Source organism: Sedimenticola selenatireducens (genome assembly GCF_007625115.1).
Lineage (GTDB): Bacteria > Pseudomonadota > Gammaproteobacteria > Chromatiales > Chromatiaceae > Sedimenticola > Sedimenticola selenatireducens_A.
The window spans coordinates 99,463-117,320 of record NZ_VMNH01000003.1 but is presented as its reverse complement, the minus strand read 5'-3'; the positions used below and the strand labels follow the sequence as shown (position 1 = coordinate 117,320).

Sequence of the window (17,858 nt, the reverse complement as noted above, 5' to 3'; positions counted from 1 at the left end):
TAAAAGAATCTATATTCAAGCCCACCCATATCCACTCTCGAAGCAACTTATATTTCTGCCTAGCCTACACTGTAGACGATCATATTTAATGATCGTATCGACAATAAAATTTCTCTCGTATTCATTAGTACTATCCCCTATAAATACGCCGCTGGAAGAGACTATTCAACCAGAGAGTCAGACCTAATTTATTTGCACACTGAGGAAAGCTGTGTATGAAGAAAACATCGTTGTACAGTCTGTTGGTTTTACTATTTGCCTTCCTGGCAAACAGTGTTGTCGTTGCTGCTGACAATGCCAATCAAACTGATGAAGAGCGCTGCCAGGCTTATGCAAAGGAAGATAATGTGCCTGCGGCTGAACTTGCAGATTTCATGAAAGATTGCCTTGAGTCTCTCAAGGGCGATAACGAAGAAAAAGAGAAAAAAGAGTAATACTTCATTGAAGTATTCTGAATACTTATATCGATTATAAATATTCAATGCTTAGCCGGTCAGTAGGCCTTATCTATTGACCGGTTTTTTCATTTCTAACCCCACAGCCCAATCAAATTGCTTGCCTGAAGACACAGCGATCAGTATCACAAGGCATCGCAGTTAGGCGACAAACTCAATCATCTATTGCTACCTGGTTCCTTCCACTTCGCTTGGCTTTGAAGAGGGCCTTATCTACTCTGGCAATCAGTTGATCTCTGGTATCCTCAGGACGATACCCAGCAACACCAACACTAATTGTCATATTGATCTGTTTCTGCTGATAGTCGGTGGGATTGTTTAACACACTCAGACGTAACTCTTCCGCCATATTCCGGGCAATGGCAATATCACAATCCTTTAACAACACCAGGAACTCCTCCCCTCCCCAGCGACAGATAATATCCGTTTCGCGCAACCGGGAGACGGTCAAACGGGCAATCTGCTCCAACACCGCATCCCCAGCCAGATGACCATACTGATCATTAACCCGTTTAAAGTGATCAAGATCGAACAGTAAGGCGGACATCTCTGTCGGGCGCCGCTTCAAATTCAATACCAGCTGCCTGAAGAGGATGTCCAGTGCCTGACGATTATACAGGCCGGTTAACTTGTCGGTTGTCGCCATCCGTTCAATATCCTGCTGGTATGAAGATATGGTGAAATTAGTGATGACCAGCACAATGAGTGTGATCAAAGCACAGGCGGCCAAATTGATCAGCAACGTATTGAACAACTCGCCGGTACCTGCCACCTCACTTTGCACTACCAGCAAATACCACCCAAACTCCTTGATATAGCGGGTGTTTAACAGAACCGTCCGGTCTGACAACTGATACTCAAACGATCCAGCATCTGCAACAGCGATCTCTTTCAATAAGCGACCCGTCTCGGCATCACGCTCCAGCTCTTTCAGATAGTTTTCGCTGTCGCTTATTTCAGCACTGCTCAGCCTAACCCCACCCTGTTGATCGACAAACAGAATATCCCGATCATAGGTCTCCTGATAATGGGTGATCATCTTTTTAACCGCGTCAACCGCCAATCCAACACCGGTGACACCAATAAATTTACCCTCGTAATCATAGACACGGTAGTTCACGAATACCGTCATGGCATCATTGTTTGCCATGTCAAAATCAACATTGATCTCATAGTCACTGGGCAATTCACGAACCCGAAAATACCACGCATCACGTGGTTCATTAGGGCGCACTTGCTTTAACAAGCCATCGGCATGGTAATAGTTACGACTCTGCTCCGATACAAAAAATGCCGTAAAGGCATTGTACTTTTCCTTGAGTTCCTTGAGATAACGCGTGACTTCGGTCTGCTCCTGCTCACCTCGAATCACCCAGTCTCGCAAAAAGGTATCGGAAGCCATGACCGAAGAGATAAAAATCGGTTTTAGCAGATCACGCTGGATCTCGGTATAGATATTATCACTGGTAAGTGGCAATTCATTATTGGCGACATGGTCCCGCAAGGAGGCGACGGATATAAAGTAACTGGCCAGACTTGTCAGCAAAAAACCCGCTATCAACAAAGCACTAATCAGGATTATCAAACGCTTATTTTGTTTGAACATGCTCTGTCTTCAACTCCTAGAGATTTTACTACCCAACAGGCAATCGGCGTGTGCTGACTTAAGGGCAGGCTGACATAATGGGCATAAATGACTTGATTATCAATAAACCCCACACGCCCCTGGATTGCTTACAGTCAATACAATTGTTTTTCTGATTGACCCAAGCAATCATCAATAATGGCAATGCCTTAGTATTACTTGTGGCATTGGCCAATAAATATCATCATTTTTCATAAAATTTGTTTTTGTTGGTTTTTTTCTGGAGAATCCATACTCGCATACCCGCCATTGGCCATAGGTATACTCACAGCTAAAAATAATCACGCCGTTTACTTTTTTATTGCATTATAGCCCTATGCTTAGTCGTAAACTTTCCGTTGCCCCGATGATGGACTGGACAGACCGCTATTGCCGGTACTTCCTGCGCCTGATATCCAAACATACCCTGCTCTATACCGAGATGGTGACGACAGGAGCGTTATTACACGGCGATCAATCGCGACATCTTGATTTTGATCCCGTTGAACATCCTGTGGCACTGCAATTGGGTGGGAGCGTTCCTGGAGAGCTGGCCGCCTGCGCACGACTTGCCGAGCAATGGGGGTATGATGAGGTCAATCTTAATGTAGGCTGTCCTTCTGACCGGGTACAATCGGGCATGTTCGGCGCCTGCCTGATGGCAACGCCACAGGTTGTTGCAGAGGGCGTTGCCGCCATGCGGGGTGCCACAAGCCTACCTGTCACAGTCAAGCACCGCATCGGCATTGACGACTTGGACAGTTACGAGGCACTGGTCAATTTTGTAGCAACTGTCGCTGATGCGGGCTGTTCTACCTTCATCATTCATGCACGCAAGGCCTGGTTAAGTGGGCTCAGCCCAAAAGAGAATCGAGAGATCCCCCCACTTCGCTACGATGTCGTACATAAGATAAAGCAGGAGTTTCCCCAGCTTGAGATCATCCTCAATGGCGGGATAACCACACTCGATCAAGTCGAAGACCAATTGCACTTTGTTGATGGCGTGATGATTGGACGTGAGGCCTACCACAACCCTTGGATACTGGCTGAGGCGGATCGAAGGCTGTTCGGCGACGACCACCCCATCCCAAGCCGGCACCAGATTATCGAACAACTGATGCCCTTTGCCGAACAGCAACATACCCTGGGCGCTCCGGTCAATCGCATCAGCCGACACATTCTGGGTCTGTTTCAAGGACAACCCAGAGCACGGGCCTGGCGACGCCACATCAGCGAACATGCGCATCGCGCCGGCGCCACCCCCGAAGTGATCCTCGAAGCGGCAAAATGTGTGCCTGAGTTATGAAGACAACTTACCGAGATCTGCTGGCCTATCAGACAAAGGATGGTTCACTCATTCGTGAGTTGATGCATCCGGGCCTCCATGACGTCAAAAACCAAAGCCTTGCAGAAGCCGTGATTCCACCCAGAGTGACCACTCACTTGCATCGCCATTTAACGTCTGAGGAGATTTACCATATTACCCAGGGCAGGGGTGAGATGCGATTGGATGATGAGCTTTTTTCAGTGGTATCCGGGGATACCATCCTCATTCCACCCGGCACACCCCATGCTATTCTTAACGAGGGTGATATCGCTCTGCATATTCTTTGCTGCTGCTCTCCCGCTTACAGCCACGAAGATACGGAACTGATTGATTAACGTCAGACGGGCCTGGACTCTTTATCGAGCACAACCATGATCTTGTCGAGGGGGAATTCAGGACTCACTGCCTGAACAACTGACTTCAACTCTATCGGAGTCAAAGGATCAGCTGCCGTAAGCTGGTGCTGCAAAACTTCGAGGGTAGCCTCTGATGGATCATTACCCACGGCCTGTCGATGCTCAACCCGGCGCTCCAACTCATCGAGGGGCACATCCAGATCCAGAATAACAAAGGGGACACCGAGCGTATCCGCAAGCAACCTGAAAGGATTACGCTGTTCATGTCGTAAAAAGGTGGCATCGATAATGGCAATCCAGCCGCTCTCAACGATGAGTCGCGCCACATCAGCCAATCTTTGGTAGGTATTGGCCGTCATCTCGGGCCGATAGAGCCCATCGGCAAGATTGGCATTGCTCGACCCAGACACCGCTAGCCCTGCTAGCCGTCGCCGTTCAACATCAGAGCGCAACCGAATCGCCGGAAGTTGTTCCAGCCCCATTGCTGTGAGTGTACTTTTGCCAGAGCCGGAATAGCCATGAGTGATCATCACCCCTGTTAGCCCTGCTTTGCTATAGCGTGCAGCCAAATCGAGATAGCCCTGAAAACTTTTCGTTAACAGTCTTTTCTCATCTGACTCCAGATCTTGCTGGTGCAGACGAATGGCGCAGACCTTGGCCCGCACCATAGCCCGATAGACTTGATAAAAGCGCAGCAGCGGCAAGGCCTCGTAATCACCACTCAACTCCAGATAGCGATTAAGCAGCCTTTGCGAATAGTTGGGCATACCCTGCTCATCCACATCCATCAACAGAAAGGCCACTTCGCTGATGACATCAATCCAGCGTAATGCAGGGTTGAACTCGATCCCATCAAAAATCAGCAGCGCATCTTTTTCCAGTGCAATATTGCCCAGATGCAGATCCCCATGACACTCCCGTATAAATCCGCCCGCCTGACGCACTAAGAGACGTGCATGGAGTTTTTTAGCGGTCTGTTGAGTCCATCCCTCTAACTGCGCTAACTGCGCATGTAATGGGGGGGAATCGGACAATGACCTGATCTGGGCGAAATTTTCGTACATGGGCGCCAAAACCACATCAGGACAGCCGAAGGGCTGGTCAGCGGCAACAACATCGACCGAAGCATGAAAAGCGACTAATCGATCCGCCAACTGATCTACAAGTTCAGGCGAGATCAACTCAGGATGCGCTGAAAGCAAACCGGCCTGATCAAACCGGCGCATACGTACCGCATACTCGATCACCTCACCCTCGCCAAAGGGAGTGGGTTGCTCTGGCGTACCCGTAATGGAAACGACATCCAGATACACATCTGGGGCCAGACGGCTATTCAGCCGAATCTCTTCCAGGCAATAGCGGTGACGTTTCTCCAGTGTCGAAAAATCCAGAAACCCAAGATTTAGCGGCTTCTTGATCTTATAGGCATGATTACCCACTAGCAGAACAGTCGAGATATGTGTCTCGATCACTTGATCAGGCAGCACCCCTTCAGGCCAGACGGGATTGCGAGCCAGATGCGTTAAGAGTGTCTCTTGATATTCAGTCACAGAAGGCAAGATACAGACCGTCCATATAAATTGACATTATATTAGGATATGCTAATATCGGTTCAAGTTTAAATGGCCGCAATTTCAGGCCACTCGAATATGACTTAATCGATAAAAGGAATGAACATGACCGTCGACCGTATGATACTTGCATTTGCCGGCTTCTTTATCCTGCTGAGCCTGGCGCTCGGATGGGAGCAGAGCCCCATCTTTCATAACACCAACTGGCACTGGTTTACCGCATTTGTCGGTCTAAATCTTTTCCAATCCGCCTTTACTGGTTTTTGCCCACTGGGCAATATCCTCAAGGCGTTTGGCGTAAAGAGCGCCTGATTCGTCTATAACACCGGCTCAGCATACAGATCATGTGTGTCTGAGCCGGTGATCTCCACCTCGACAAAATCACCCGGCTCAAGATCCCAACCACCCGCAATAATCACATTGCCGTCAATCTCGGGGGCATCTGCGGCACTGCGCGCAATCACCGCCTCTTCCGTCACACCATCGACCAACACGATCATTTTTCGACCTATCTTGGCCGTCAACCGCTCCTGACTGATTGCCTCCTGCACCGCCATAAATCGGGCCAACCGTTCCTGTTTCAGAGACTCTGGCACTTGATCAGGCAATGCATTGGCAGTCGCCCCCTCTACTGGCGAATAGGCGAAACAGCCAACCCGATCCAACTGCGCCTCCTCAAGAAAGTTTAATAGCTCCTGGAACTGTGCCTCGGTTTCGCCGGGAAAGCCGACAATAAAGGTACTGCGTAATGTGAGATCGGGACAGATTTCCCGCCAACGCCTGATTCTTTCCAGTACTTTCTCACTGGCCGCCGGGCGCTGCATCGCCTTGAGGATATCGCGATTGGCGTGCTGAAGTGGCATATCCAGATAGGGAAGGATAAGCTCCTCCGCCATAAGGGGGATCAAATCATCCACGCTGGGATAGGGATAGACATAATGTAACCGGGTCCAGGCCTGGAACTCACCCAAGGCCTGCGACAACTCTTTCAGGCGGGTTTTCAGCAGACACCCACCCACCAGGTCGGTCCGATATTTAAGATCCACGCCATACGCACTGGTATCTTGGGAGACTACCAGTAGCTCACGAACGCCTGAATTGACCAGATTCTCAGCCTCTTTAACCACCTCACCCACCGGGCGACTCAGCAGATCACCCCGCAAACTGGGAATGATGCAGAAGGTACAACGATGATTACACCCCTCTGAAATCTTCAGATAAGCATAATGGCGTGGTGTGAGCTTGACCCCTTGCGGCGGCACCAGGCTGATGTAGGGATCATGCGGCGCAGGAAGATGGGCATGCACGGCACGCATCACCTCTTCATAGGCATGCGGCCCGGTAACCGCCAGAACACCTGGGTGTACTGACCGAACCTCATCCTCCTTAACCCCAAGGCAGCCAGTCACGATCACCCGACCATTCTCATTGAGCGCCTCGCCAATGGTCTCCAAAGATTCTTCAACGGCAGCATCAATAAAGCCACAGGTATTGACGACCACCAGATCAGCCCCTTCGTAGCTATAGGCGATGTCGTAGCCCTCGGCCCTGAGTTGGGTAAGGATTCGTTCAGAATCGACCAGATTCTTGGGACAGCCAAGACTGACGAAACCAACCTGTGGGGTTTGTTTACTCATGCCGGATCAGTTCGGCTTGGAAGCGAGAAGATCGGTAAGCGCAACAGCTTGTGCCTCCTGGCGCAGCTGTAGCACAATGCGCTCCTCCAGTGCCAGGTCACCACTCACAATATGCGGTAATAGCTCCTCAGCGAACTGATAGATAATCGCCATCCCCGCGCGATTACGCGCATCAACCGCATCCTGAGAATTAATATGCTGCGCCAACATGGCCATATAGGCCTGGAATTGCGCGCCCTGCTCTTCCACAGTTAGCGATTGAAACTCTGGGGTAAACACAATCACCAACACCTTACCCTGACCGTCTGCCGGATCAGAGATGGTGATATTCATGGGCCCTTCAATCAGCATTATTACTCCTTACAACCTGTCAGATGTTGCCAGACGCGTTGCGCTGGCGAGATCCATCTGATTCTACCTCATTGTACCGCTGAAAATAGACTCCTAAAGCCTGTGCCAATAGCAAAAGCCCCTGGACGCCTCATAAAGACCTTATAGCGCCAGCCAGATCTTTGTGATTATTAGATTATTTTATAGGTGAATTGATTTTTCTGCAGGGCAGTTTCATCAAAATGTATGAGAGGATTCTCTGTCATGGCGAGTCTCGTGCCGACAAAAACCTGAGACAGATACCAAAGCAGTGTATGAGGTATTCAGATTGAAAAATTGCAAATTATGCGGTTTAAGTAAGGCCTGCAATTCCCTTCCAGGCATCTGTATTATTCTACAATACGTCAGTATTGCAGTGCTGGTCAGTGTAATGGGCTACCTGTTTGTAACCCAGGAACTGCTCTCCTGATACGCTATTTCAATAAATAAATTTATGTTCTAGGATTATGCAGCCGCTGAATCACGAGTGGCTGCCGCCATCCACGCAGGCCTGGGCACATAGCCAAAGTCGGCAGCCTGTGCCTTTTGGAGCAGTGACTCCTTCTCCGCCGCCAACACCAACAAGGCTTCCTCCATAGAGAGTTCTTTCACCTCATAGAGAGGGAGGATTTTGCTTGCCGCATAATCTTTATTAATCATAATGTTATCCAAGCTATATGAGTTATTGGATTAAGAATATCATAGTCCTTATTGAAATTATTGCAATACTTTTAGCCCGCACCTACTTAGCAATCCCAGGACCAAGCAGGCGCAGTACGCAAAGACGCCCACGTGCACACTTGATATAATCCAGCCTTTTCCTGCTAAAGAAACCAGACATGGGCTACAGACTTTCTAAGATATACACGCGAACAGGCGATAAGGGCACCACCGGGCTAGGCGATGGCAGCCGAGTCGATAAAGACAGTGCCCGCATCGAAGCCATTGGCACGGTTGATGAGCTAAACTGCCTGATCGGCGTGCTGATTACGCACAATCCACCCGAAGAGATAGCCCAGCTGCTGACCCAGATTCAGCATCGTCTGTTTGATCTTGGTGGGGAACTGGCTGTACCAGGCTATCAAGTCGTTACCAACGAATCGATCGAAGCCCTGGAACAGAGTCTTGATCAGTTAAACGAAACACTCCCTCCGTTGAAGGAGTTTATCCTCCCTGCGGGGAATATACTGGCGGCCAGCTGTCACCACGCCAGGGCCGTTTGCCGCCGAGCAGAGCGACGACTGACCTTGTTAGCACGCCAGGATCAAGAGCAAGTCAATGAGAATGCACTCAAATATCTCAATCGACTCTCTGACCTGCTGTTTGTCATTGCCCGCGTACTGGCGCGCCAGAATGGCGGAGAAGAGGTTTACTGGAATAAAGAGGTCTAACACCCTTAGGTGAGCCGTTCAGCAATTTATCCAAACTTAACAGGATCAAAGCATTGTCTGATTTAACACCCGAAATCACTGCTAACAGTGAAATAACCCTGCACTTCGCCATCGCGCTCTGTGACGGAACCACTATCACCAGTACATTCGAAGGCGACCCCATAACGCTTACCTTGGGAACGGGGAGTCTGATTGATAATCTTGAGAAGACACTCTTCGGCCTCAAAGCAGGGGAAAAGCAGTCTTTGCTGCTTGAGGCAGATAACGCCTTTGGCCCACGCGATGAAGAGAAGGCCTACGCCATGCCCCGCTCATCTTTCCCAGAAGAGATGGCACTTGAACCGGAGTTGGTGATCAGCTTTTCAACCCCCGCCGGCGATGAACTGGCCGGCATCGTCATGGAGTTGGATGAAGAGCAGGTCAAGATCGACTTCAATCACCCACTGGCCGGGAATGACATCGTCTTCACCGTACAGATCATCAACGTCAACAATCCGGAATAAGGTCACCAGAGAAGATCATGGAGATACTGCTTGCCAATCCCAGAGGCTTCTGTGCCGGTGTTGACCGTGCGATTGAAATTGTCGAGCGCGCACTGCAGATCTTCGGCGCCCCGATCTATGTACGACATGAGGTGGTGCATAACCGCTATGTCGTCGACAGTCTAAAAAAAGCGGGTGCGATTTTTGTCGATGAATTGGAAGAGATTCCCGCCAACAGCACGGTCATCTTTAGTGCACATGGGGTGGCACAAGCTGTCCGCCAGGAAGCCGAACGACGCCAACTGCAAGTATTTGACGCCACCTGCCCATTGGTGACCAAGGTCCATCTTGAAGTCGCCCGACACAGCAAGTATGGCCATGAAGTGATCCTTATTGGCCACCGCGGCCATCCGGAAGTAGAAGGCACAATGGGGCAGTACAACAACACCGGTGATCAGGGAGGCATCTACCTCGTCGTCACGGCGGATGATGTAGCGGACCTGCAAATAAAAGACCCGAACAATCTGGCCTTTGTCACTCAGACCACCCTGTCAATGGATGACACCGCCAAGGTAATTACAGCCCTTAAAGAGCGATTCCCCATAATACAGGGGCCTAAACAGAACGACATCTGCTATGCCACCCAGAACCGCCAAGACGCCGTAAAAGAACTGGCCAAACAGTGTGACCTGGTACTAGTGGTAGGTTCGCCCAACAGCTCCAACTCCAATCGATTAAAAGAGCTGGCCAAGCAGTCAAGCACCCCGGCCTACCTGATAGACAGGGCAGACGACATTAACCAGGACTGGTTAATCGGTGTTAACAAGATTGGAATTACTGCGGGCGCTTCAGCGCCCGATCTATTGGTGGATGAGGTGATTGAAAAATTGAAGTGTTGGGGTGCACATTCAGTTCAGACATTGAGCGGCAGAGAGGAGCATGTCACCTTCTCTCTGCCTAAAGCATTGCAACAAACCTAAATCACCCTAACCCATTATTTCCAGCAATCATTAACCGTGACACCTGTACTTTGCCCGGTAATATTTCTTGTGCCATCCTGAGTCAGCGTCAGCGTGCCGCACTTATCACCGGTTTGTGGACCCGTGGGTGCTGCATGCAGTGTATAGGTTGTGCCGGCAGCATTCATTGCATTGATAGTGAGATTATAAGCCGCGGTCCCCCCATCTACAGGGCTAGTCGCAGAATAGACAGTCGCTGGCGGCGAACCCGTATCATTCGTTCCACTCACCCCGCAGGTATTAGCACCCCCACCCCCTCCAGCATCACAGTAGTTACCATTGACCGTATAGCGACGCTCCAGGACACCGGAAAACCCCATTAGGGCACCTGTAGCATCCGCTCGCCGGGTCTTCCTCACCTGCTCCGTGTAAGAGGGATATGCAATAGCCGCCAAGATACCGACGATTGCCACCACAACCATCAACTCAATAAGTGTAAAGCCCCTTAGTTTTTCAAACATTCTCATTGAACAATCCTTTTTAGTACTGAGCCACCGACTCATCGTATCTGCTGCCATGACTGCCTACCCTTACCGAGTCCAGAAGACTCAACAATTGTCTCGATACCACCTTGGGAACCACTGGAATATTTATACTCTTTGGTTCCAGCAGGAAGAATCGTGGGTTCAGTCAATATACCTTCTGTAGACCGCTGACCCGTTGGTCTGGGCGGACCATCGTTGCTCGCATCACCATCGCCATCCGCATCGACACTGACACTGGCCAACACGTCAGCCGCATCGACATCGCCGTCACCATCCACATCAAGATTTGTACTGGTTGGCCAGCCACCTGTCACGGCATCCATCTCCATAATCCAGCTATAACCACCAGAATCACAAGGATTCGATGAAGGCACCTGGGTAACGAATACAATCAATCCATTGTTCAGTTTTGGATTGACTGCAACAATCTCCCCTGTATCCGTAAGATCCATAAACCAACCGTCTTTTGTGGACCAATCCACGGCCATGTTAGAAGTCACACGGAATACACCACCCGTTGCAGTAGCCTGCTGTATAACCGTTTGCTCCTGTAAGTCTGAACGCCCTGAAACTGTGGATCCCTGATCTCGAATGGCATAAAAAGTCTGTTCACCATAGTTTGACGGATTATTATCGCCAGTCTCGTAGTATTTACCGGTGCCAAAGTAGACCATCACTCCCCCCAAGGGATGGGCACCAACATCTGGACGCACTGTAATTGGTTGGGTATTGGAAGGCGTTGCGTCATCAACCGCACTGAACAACTTATACCGCTTGGAGCTATTATCCCAAAGACTGGTATTAGTACTGCTAACATCTACTTTCCACATATTGCCGTAAAGATCACCGGCGTATATCGCATCCACCAAACCATCACCGTCAGTATCTACAGGGGCCGGGGTAGACATACCGTTTGGCACAGCAGTAGAACCTTCACCTGTATCAATCTTGATAAAGTCTGTCCCTACCGTCCAGACACCATCCAAACCGCCCTCAAGGAAGGCAATATAAAGCACCGCATCACCATCACCCACATTGCCATCACTAGCGGTACTGCCATAGCCATTACCAAAGATCACAGCCCACTCACCATTTGCCATCTTTGCAATCGCTGGCTGACTATAGGTATACCCCAGATCAGCATCATCAGCATCAGTAAACTCCCACAACGCAAGCTTCTGGGCATTTGTAGCATTCTGTGCTGCGCTTTTCACCGTTGCAAAGTTTATCGGATCAGTGACATCTAGCGCGAAGTAGCCCTGACCACCCCCTCTAGCCCCGCCGACTAAAACCGTATGCCATGCATCTGCACCTGTAGTATCAATAAAGACATCAGACACTGTCGGGTTACCGTCAACATAGAATCGATGACTGTAGTCTTGAGAAGTCAATTGATTTAAATCGGACATGAGGAAATTAGGCACGTAAGCCACCACCTCTGTCCCCTCATCACCGGCCGAAGCTGAACTCTCTTCAGGAATAAATCCATGCAGCATGCCATCATTACCGCCCACATAGATGATTGGCATACGGCTGGCATGCGTTGATTTGAATGCAGAGTAGCAGGTGGAAGGGGTGCCGCCACAGGCAGCCGCATCTGGATACAAGAAGTTTGGCTCCGCAACATAAACAGGTGCAGAGTTAATCAAATCACCCAACACGGAAGCCCGCTCACGGAATGTCCCGCCGGTATTATTGGCCTCTTTTGCTTGATTCCCTCGCAAAAACTCCAAACGATCCTGACCTTTTGAATCAGAGGCCGCAGGACTGGAGTCAGGATTAATATCCAATGCGGCCTGTTGTGTAGCGTTCAGGGAGGACCAGGTAAAAGGAATACCCTGTCCATTGCCTGAATTAGCCGTCGGATCATAGCTAAAAATATTTCTGCCAGTACTCCAGTTTTGTGCATCCAATACCGTTTGTGCATTCCATTGTGCCGCCCCAACTGAACCATCCGCATTCACAGGATAAGCCAGCAGCTCACCACTCCATTCGCCGCTATTAAAACGGGCCTGGAAAATCTTCGTTCCCGCTTGCAACCTGACAGAGTTGGCCACAACGGCGGATGAGGAAGAGTCCCGCTTATCAATATCAGAAAAGGTCTTGTTTAACGCTGTTACCATTTTACTTGGATTGGTAACACGCACATAGTTATCAGGCTCACCATCACCATCCGCATCCCATTCTGATGTGAGATTAGGGTAACCATCGTTATCAGAGTCAACAAATCCACCGTACTTACCCGTCAACCAAAGGGGATTTTTCTCACCGGTAAGCGGATTAGCATTATACTCCTGCGTATCCATCATGAAGGTACTGACTGTCTGGTCTCCTGGCATATCGGATTCCGAGCGCAGATCTGTAGTGTTAGCCTGAAAAGCAAAACCCGCCACATAATAGGTATTTTTTCTGCCATTGTTATTAGGGTTAACCGTACCGGTTCCCCAGGCACGAATCTCACCTAATCCGTTACCATGATCACCGCCCGTGTATGCACTCCAAATTGTCTGATCACTCAAATCAGCGCCTACTTTATTAGTCCAGGCCCTGGCATCGAAGAAAGTATCAGCACCTGTTGGATTGCCGTAATCGGAATCACCCCAAGGATCACCGGAACTCCAATAGGTCCCAGGAACTGTCTTATCGCGATGTGGGAAGGCGTCATTTAGCCCAACGATAAAATTCTTCTGGCATGAATACTGGATAGGATCATCCCAGGTAGAATAAGCTGGAAATGTCCCATACTCAGTACTTGAAGTGGGCAGAAATTCAGAAGTAGGGCCTTTGTTTGTTATTGACTGCCCACGAAAGTAGTGCAGTGATTCATAAAAAAGCTCACTCACAGGATCATAGGATTTATACCCGTGCGCCCTGCTAAACCTGTTGATGTAATTGATTACACCAGAATCAGTGATGCCATTGCTCCCCGACTGAGCATCCGGATCAGTCACATACAGCCCATCCGTACCAAACTCAGCATTGGGATTGGTCTGCCGTGCACCAAAACCTGAGGTAACAGGACGATCTGGTCCCACATACTTCATCTTGGCCCTGAGCACACCGCCATTTTTTGCAATGGTGGCATCTTTCAGATAACTGGTTACCGCAAAGCGTTTATTTTCCGCATTTTTCTGGATCAATCCTTCCGGCTTATAATAAGGCGTACCCGCATTATCATACTGAACGCAGTTAGCCTCCAGCTTTCCAAGCTCGCAGACTTTAACTCTAACGTTAGCAGTTATTTTTTCAGCACCGCCATGCGAGGTACCAAATTTTACGGTCCAGTCCTCATTCTTGATATATATAGCCGAGTCACTCCAAGGCGTCACCGTAGAAGGCGCCACGTTTCTTGTCGACTTCACTAACTTATAAGGAAACCAACTGTCGTTGCTGTGCTTTTTAGCGCGTTCCACCACCGTTAATGCCAATGTATCGGTAACTCGATTACCACCCGTCATGGTATAGAGAAATGCATCCATTGCCGTCATGGTGGCCCAATTCATGAAGTTACCACTGTATTGCCCGCTACACTCATGATCAGAATTTGTCGCAACATCCGGAACAAAGTATCCGCTACCACTGCTGTAGTTATAACAACGATTAGGATTGAAATAACCGACATACTCTTGGGTCTTGTCGTAACAAATTCCTACAGTTCCACCGTCATTTACCCGGCCCGTACAACTCCCTCCATCAGCAACATCATTCTGATCATTGTATGCCGCACCACCCATTGGGGTTTCTACAGACAGATTGATCAGGATATTAGGATCGGCAGACGTGCTGAGACTCAACGGGTCTTGTGAGATATTGGGTGCCGCAGCAATTGCAGAAGAGGCCGCACAAAAGGTATAGGCACCTACTAAAACTGCTAATCCAACGCGTTTGTGATTCAGTTTTTTAATATCCATAACCAGTAACTCCAGCGGAAATAACCACTATCTCAAATAAGTTGTTTGCAAAACTGCAACACCGCCGCCCTTTCCAACACCGCGAGCAGTAACCTGATACATAGCAGCTTGCGAACCGGCGGAAAAACCAACCACAAGGCTGGTTCCCGGCAGGCTTCCTGCAGGCAACTCTTCAATGATGTAGCGAGGAGCAGACACATCCGGACCGGCACTGCCTGTGGGGGTGATTTTACAGTTACAAGCCGCCTCAGTAGTGGCGGACCAAGTCACACTCTGCCATTGGTCACTACCGGTTCCTGATGGGCTGTACAACCCTACGGTATTATTAAATGCCGGCAGTGAGGCCGCTGTAAGGAAGGTTTCACCTATCCTCAGCGCCACTTCTCCTGCCTGGAAAGCGATCTGCTTATCACGGATGGCGCCGGACATCTTCTCTTCAAGTGTGGTGGTTTGCATACTGGAGACCCCAAGTATGGTCATCAGTAGTAGCATGATAAGCGCCACCACAAGCACTACGCCCTTCTGCCTAACGGGCAAACCCGTTCGATTCATACATTCATGCATTACAACTTACCTCGGTTGCGAATCTTTACAGTGGTGTTGTAGACATATCGCTGACGGCGATCCACCGCAGCCGCCGCAAAACTGGAACCCGCAAGGCTATAGGTCCTTGTATCCGTTTGAGTTGCAATCTCTCGGGGTGTTTGCGCCAACACACCCAAGCGAACTGAAACCACGCGATTCCAGGTTGCCCCGGTGACATCCAACACCTGATCGGCACGCACATAACGCTCAGCATTGCCATCATCATTGGCATCTACACCATAGAGTAGCTGCATGTTTTCAATGTTTTGCACGAGCTCTTGTGAGGCCATTGAAACGGCACCTGAAACATTCTGTAGACCCGCCCGGTAAAGAGACCGCCCACCTGCTGCATTTGTACCGATATAGTAATGCCAGGAATCAAATTTCAGGAGATGGGAATCTGGCCCATAGGCATAGGCCGTACCATTAGTGGTTGAGCAATCCTTTGGATAGCCCAAACCTTTGGTACAGTTACCAGGAGATATACTAGGCACCCCCGTATTATGAACAACCGTGACATTGGATGAATTGGTATTTGTTACCTGAAGAATGGATGACTGCACCAAATCACAAATCATCACAATATCGCCATCTTGCAGGGTGCTGAGCGCATTCAGCGTGAACTGCGCCGAAGTGGGCACGTGAGACACAACACTAAAATCCGCGTCACCGCCTCTTAGAATAGAGACGATATCGGTCCCAGCCACATGATTAGTAAAGGGTGCGCCCAAGGCGGCAATACCTACAATACCCCGATCATTCGCACCGGTATCATCGTCCGTACTATTTCCGTCATAACCATTGATGCCTTGCGTGAAAAAATCTCCTCCCACACCCGCCGTACTGTTTAGCACATTGACAGTCTTGCTTGTCTGACGGCAAGGCATGAAACCTGCCATACGGATATCATTAGTAATCAGTTCGGCCGCAAAGCGTATATTTTCCTGCATACGCGCCATATCTTCAGCGGCTCTATTGGTCTGTTTACTGGAAAGAAAGATCTGGATAACACCTGCCATAAGGACAAGGCCGATGACTAACGCCACCATGATCTCGACTATGCCTACGCCTTTCTCTCTCATCCCGTTAGCAGTGCGCGCAGATTGTCTGTTTCTATTGGTCACTTTCATATCCGTGTACTCACTGCAAGACTGGTGGTAGTACTGCCATCCTGATCATCTATCCAGGTCACGGTAACAGTGACATCATTTCCACTGATTGCCACAACACCCGTACCACCTGGCAGTAAACCTCGAGTGCCCAATGCCACACAGGTTGCATTGGCATCCCAGGCACCTAACATACATTTCCAAATATTCAGATCATGCGTTACAAGTTGAGCTGTTGTGCAGTTGGATGAAACTGTCTCACAACTCTGATGGGATGCCGGTGCATCGGTCGCTACGGTTGCGTAAGAAGCGAGGCCATCTGGATTGACGCGAATACTGTCGATGATGTCATAAGCTAAATAGGTAGCCTGCGAACGCAAATAGGCACTGTGATTGTTTTTGAGTGAAAGGACCTGAAGCCCTCCGATACCCAACAAACCAACGGCGAGAACCACCACGGCGATCAACACCTCAAGCAGTGAAAAACCCTGTTCAGTTGTTCGAAAAACTCCCGCATGCATTTTTTTTGTATGTCGTTTTATGGGCATGTGTAACCCCTATCAAGATCAAAACTTCCAACCGCATTCACTGTAAACTGCCGTCCTGTTTCACCCGTTCTGGAATCACAAAGATCGAATACAAGCGCCGCCGTCCCGGTAAGTTGCCCTGTATGAATAAAGGCAATCGTTCGTACTCCTGTGGTGCTATCCAGTGTGGCAGCCGCATCAAGCGCCTTGAATGTTCTTATCGCAGTACCCACTTCACCGCCATCAACCACATTATCGTTGTCTGCATCTGTCCAGAGTGAGACGGTATAGCCTTGACCCCATTCATTGGTACTGGGCGAAGTCGTGGGTGCCTGTATCACAGCACCAGCACCCTCTTTAATGGCTGTCGTACGCGCCAGAGAAAGGGCCGTGGCAAATTCATTCGCCCCTGCGACCAGATTATTATTACGGATAAAAGTCGTAAACGATGGAATCCCAAAAGCCATTACAATAGCTAAAAGGATTACAACCAACATCAGTTCGATCAGTGTGAAACCGCGCTGCGGCAGGTTACTCACCCTTTTCATTGTGTATCCCATAAAACGCTCTCTGCGTACTTAATAAACGACAAACACCATACGTAAACTAGAAATTTGTCTCTAGGATAAGTTATTAGCAGACAGTCCCAACAGGTTAAATAGACTACCGATGAATGGAGGATAACCACCGATCAGCGGCCTAATCCGGTCTATCTTCGGTCTTTTCTTCAGTCACGGGGGGGGTCATCGATATCGCAATGCGCCAAAACCCTGAAACCGCCTATTTCCCAGCCACTTATCGGTTGTGTGGTGGGCCGCATTTATTTATACTCCCGTTCCCCTGATTGTGCCTAAACACAATCTGCTCTATAAAGTTTGAAAGGCCACCCTAGCTCAGTTGGTAGAGCGCATCACTCGTAATGATGAGGCCGCCGGTTCGATTCCGGCGGGTGGCTCCACCCCTCTTCCATCCTGAACACCCCATTTATTGAATAATAAACCCTCATATTT

18 protein-coding genes and 1 tRNA gene are annotated in these 17,858 nt (G+C 49.4%); 8 read left to right on the top strand and 11 right to left on the bottom strand.

The features are described from left to right. Positions 1–215: 215 nt before the first annotated feature. Positions 216–434, top strand: a complete 219-nt coding sequence (locus FHP88_RS01630; protein ID WP_144357239.1) for a hypothetical protein — start codon at positions 216–218, stop codon at positions 432–434. 175 nt (positions 435–609) lie between these two features. Here FHP88_RS01630 and FHP88_RS01625 read toward each other — a convergent pair whose 3' ends face one another. Then, positions 610–2,061, bottom strand: coding sequence for a sensor domain-containing diguanylate cyclase (locus FHP88_RS01625; RefSeq protein WP_144357238.1), 1,452 nt, complete (start codon positions 2,059–2,061; stop codon positions 610–612). A 355-nt stretch (positions 2,062–2,416) separates the two neighbouring features. On the opposite strand from FHP88_RS01625, the gene dusA reads away from it, so the two are divergent. Together dusA and FHP88_RS01615 are read left to right on the top strand one after the other, a co-directional pair. Continuing rightward, positions 2,417–3,385, top strand: a complete 969-nt coding sequence (gene dusA / locus FHP88_RS01620) for a tRNA dihydrouridine(20/20a) synthase DusA (RefSeq protein WP_144357237.1) — start codon at positions 2,417–2,419, stop codon at positions 3,383–3,385. Then, positions 3,382–3,741 (top strand): cupin domain-containing protein, encoded by a 360-nt coding sequence (locus FHP88_RS01615; protein WP_144357236.1) that lies wholly within the window; start codon positions 3,382–3,384, stop codon positions 3,739–3,741. The genes dusA and FHP88_RS01615 overlap by 4 nt, the downstream gene beginning before the upstream one ends. A 2-nt stretch (positions 3,742–3,743) precedes the next feature. Here the strand turns inward: FHP88_RS01615 and FHP88_RS01610 are convergent, their stop codons facing one another. Continuing rightward, complete coding sequence (locus FHP88_RS01610; RefSeq protein ID WP_260843134.1) at positions 3,744–5,312, bottom strand: AAA family ATPase; 1,569 nt, start codon at positions 5,310–5,312, stop codon at positions 3,744–3,746. Between the two features lie 126 nt (positions 5,313–5,438). Here FHP88_RS01610 and FHP88_RS01605 point away from each other — a divergent pair, with 126 nt between their 5' ends. After that, entirely contained in the window at positions 5,439–5,645 is a 207-nt protein-coding gene (locus tag FHP88_RS01605) for a YgaP family membrane protein (protein ID WP_144357234.1), read from the top strand. A 5-nt stretch (positions 5,646–5,650) separates the two neighbouring features. Here the strand turns inward: FHP88_RS01605 and rimO are convergent, their stop codons facing one another. The 3 genes from rimO to FHP88_RS01590 all read right to left on the bottom strand — a co-directional run bounded on the left by rimO (position 5,651) and on the right by FHP88_RS01590 (position 7,999). Continuing rightward, on the bottom strand, positions 5,651–6,970 hold the full coding sequence (rimO, locus tag FHP88_RS01600; RefSeq protein ID WP_144357233.1) for a 30S ribosomal protein S12 methylthiotransferase RimO: 1,320 nt from the start codon (positions 6,968–6,970) through the stop codon (positions 5,651–5,653). 6 nt (positions 6,971–6,976) lie between these two features. Then, complete coding sequence (locus FHP88_RS01595; protein ID WP_144357232.1) at positions 6,977–7,321, bottom strand: transcriptional regulator; 345 nt, start codon at positions 7,319–7,321, stop codon at positions 6,977–6,979. A gap of 483 nt (positions 7,322–7,804) precedes the next feature. Then, positions 7,805–7,999 carry a hypothetical protein gene (locus FHP88_RS01590; RefSeq protein ID WP_144357231.1) on the bottom strand — a complete coding sequence of 65 codons (195 nt, stop codon included), beginning with the start codon at positions 7,997–7,999 and terminating at the stop codon, positions 7,805–7,807. A 179-nt stretch (positions 8,000–8,178) separates the two neighbouring features. On the opposite strand from FHP88_RS01590, the gene FHP88_RS01585 reads away from it, so the two are divergent. The 3 genes from FHP88_RS01585 to ispH are packed head-to-tail and all read left to right on the top strand — an operon-like array spanning position 8,179 to position 10,192. Continuing rightward, the gene (locus tag FHP88_RS01585) at positions 8,179–8,730 is read left to right on the top strand and encodes a cob(I)yrinic acid a,c-diamide adenosyltransferase (RefSeq protein WP_144357230.1); all 552 of its coding nucleotides are present in this window, start codon (positions 8,179–8,181) and stop codon (positions 8,728–8,730) included. A 53-nt stretch (positions 8,731–8,783) separates the two neighbouring features. Beyond that, positions 8,784–9,233 (top strand): FKBP-type peptidyl-prolyl cis-trans isomerase, encoded by a 450-nt coding sequence (locus FHP88_RS01580; protein ID WP_186297557.1) that lies wholly within the window; start codon positions 8,784–8,786, stop codon positions 9,231–9,233. 17 nt (positions 9,234–9,250) lie between these two features. Next, positions 9,251–10,192 (top strand): 4-hydroxy-3-methylbut-2-enyl diphosphate reductase, encoded by a 942-nt coding sequence (gene ispH / locus FHP88_RS01575; protein WP_144357228.1) that lies wholly within the window; start codon positions 9,251–9,253, stop codon positions 10,190–10,192. 14 nt (positions 10,193–10,206) lie between these two features. Here ispH and FHP88_RS01570 read toward each other — a convergent pair whose 3' ends face one another. From FHP88_RS01570 to FHP88_RS01545, 6 genes are read right to left on the bottom strand one after another with little or no spacing between them, the layout of a single operon-like run. Next, on the bottom strand, positions 10,207–10,698 hold the full coding sequence (locus FHP88_RS01570; RefSeq protein ID WP_303777162.1) for a type IV pilin protein: 492 nt from the start codon (positions 10,696–10,698) through the stop codon (positions 10,207–10,209). A gap of 32 nt (positions 10,699–10,730) precedes the next feature. Continuing rightward, on the bottom strand, positions 10,731–14,627 hold the full coding sequence (locus FHP88_RS01565; RefSeq protein WP_144357227.1) for a pilus assembly protein: 3,897 nt from the start codon (positions 14,625–14,627) through the stop codon (positions 10,731–10,733). 27 nt (positions 14,628–14,654) lie between these two features. Beyond that, a complete protein-coding gene (locus FHP88_RS01560; RefSeq protein ID WP_144357226.1) occupies positions 14,655–15,191 on the bottom strand; it encodes a pilus assembly PilX family protein in 537 nt (178 codons plus the stop codon). Continuing rightward, positions 15,191–16,342, bottom strand: a complete 1,152-nt coding sequence (locus tag FHP88_RS01555; protein WP_144357225.1) for a PilW family protein — start codon at positions 16,340–16,342, stop codon at positions 15,191–15,193. Before FHP88_RS01555 ends, FHP88_RS01560 begins: the two co-directional genes overlap by 1 nt. Then, positions 16,339–16,869 carry a type IV pilus modification protein PilV gene (pilV, locus tag FHP88_RS01550; protein ID WP_260843126.1) on the bottom strand — a complete coding sequence of 177 codons (531 nt, stop codon included), beginning with the start codon at positions 16,867–16,869 and terminating at the stop codon, positions 16,339–16,341. Before pilV ends, FHP88_RS01555 begins: the two co-directional genes overlap by 4 nt. Then, a complete protein-coding gene (locus FHP88_RS01545; protein ID WP_186297556.1) occupies positions 16,860–17,396 on the bottom strand; it encodes a GspH/FimT family pseudopilin in 537 nt (178 codons plus the stop codon). Before FHP88_RS01545 ends, pilV begins: the two co-directional genes overlap by 10 nt. 334 nt (positions 17,397–17,730) lie before the next feature. Here FHP88_RS01545 and FHP88_RS01540 point away from each other — a divergent pair. Continuing rightward, positions 17,731–17,806: transfer RNA gene (locus FHP88_RS01540), tRNA-Thr, on the top strand. The last annotated feature ends 52 nt before the right edge of the window (positions 17,807–17,858 follow it).

Coding starts and splice junctions, on each gene's coding strand:
- FHP88_RS01560 (WP_144357226.1), bottom strand. CDS start 15,191: ATGCATGAATGTATGAATCGAACGGGTTTGCCCGTTAGGCAGAAGGGC.
- FHP88_RS01625 (WP_144357238.1), bottom strand. CDS start 2,061: ATGTTCAAACAAAATAAGCGTTTGATAATCCTGATTAGTGCTTTGTTG.
- FHP88_RS01585 (WP_144357230.1), top strand. CDS start 8,179: ATGGGCTACAGACTTTCTAAGATATACACGCGAACAGGCGATAAGGGC.
- FHP88_RS01590 (WP_144357231.1), bottom strand. CDS start 7,999: ATGATTAATAAAGATTATGCGGCAAGCAAAATCCTCCCTCTCTATGAG.
- FHP88_RS01605 (WP_144357234.1), top strand. CDS start 5,439: ATGACCGTCGACCGTATGATACTTGCATTTGCCGGCTTCTTTATCCTG.
- FHP88_RS01630 (WP_144357239.1), top strand. CDS start 216: ATGAAGAAAACATCGTTGTACAGTCTGTTGGTTTTACTATTTGCCTTC.
- FHP88_RS01615 (WP_144357236.1), top strand. CDS start 3,382: ATGAAGACAACTTACCGAGATCTGCTGGCCTATCAGACAAAGGATGGT.
- FHP88_RS01595 (WP_144357232.1), bottom strand. CDS start 7,321: ATGCTGATTGAAGGGCCCATGAATATCACCATCTCTGATCCGGCAGAC.
- dusA (WP_144357237.1), top strand. CDS start 2,417: ATGCTTAGTCGTAAACTTTCCGTTGCCCCGATGATGGACTGGACAGAC.
- FHP88_RS01545 (WP_186297556.1), bottom strand. CDS start 17,396: ATGAAAAGGGTGAGTAACCTGCCGCAGCGCGGTTTCACACTGATCGAA.
- pilV (WP_260843126.1), bottom strand. CDS start 16,869: ATGCCCATAAAACGACATACAAAAAAAATGCATGCGGGAGTTTTTCGA.
- FHP88_RS01570 (WP_303777162.1), bottom strand. CDS start 10,698: ATGAGAATGTTTGAAAAACTAAGGGGCTTTACACTTATTGAGTTGATG.
- FHP88_RS01565 (WP_144357227.1), bottom strand. CDS start 14,627: ATGGATATTAAAAAACTGAATCACAAACGCGTTGGATTAGCAGTTTTA.
- rimO (WP_144357233.1), bottom strand. CDS start 6,970: ATGAGTAAACAAACCCCACAGGTTGGTTTCGTCAGTCTTGGCTGTCCC.
- FHP88_RS01555 (WP_144357225.1), bottom strand. CDS start 16,342: ATGAAAGTGACCAATAGAAACAGACAATCTGCGCGCACTGCTAACGGG.
- ispH (WP_144357228.1), top strand. CDS start 9,251: ATGGAGATACTGCTTGCCAATCCCAGAGGCTTCTGTGCCGGTGTTGAC.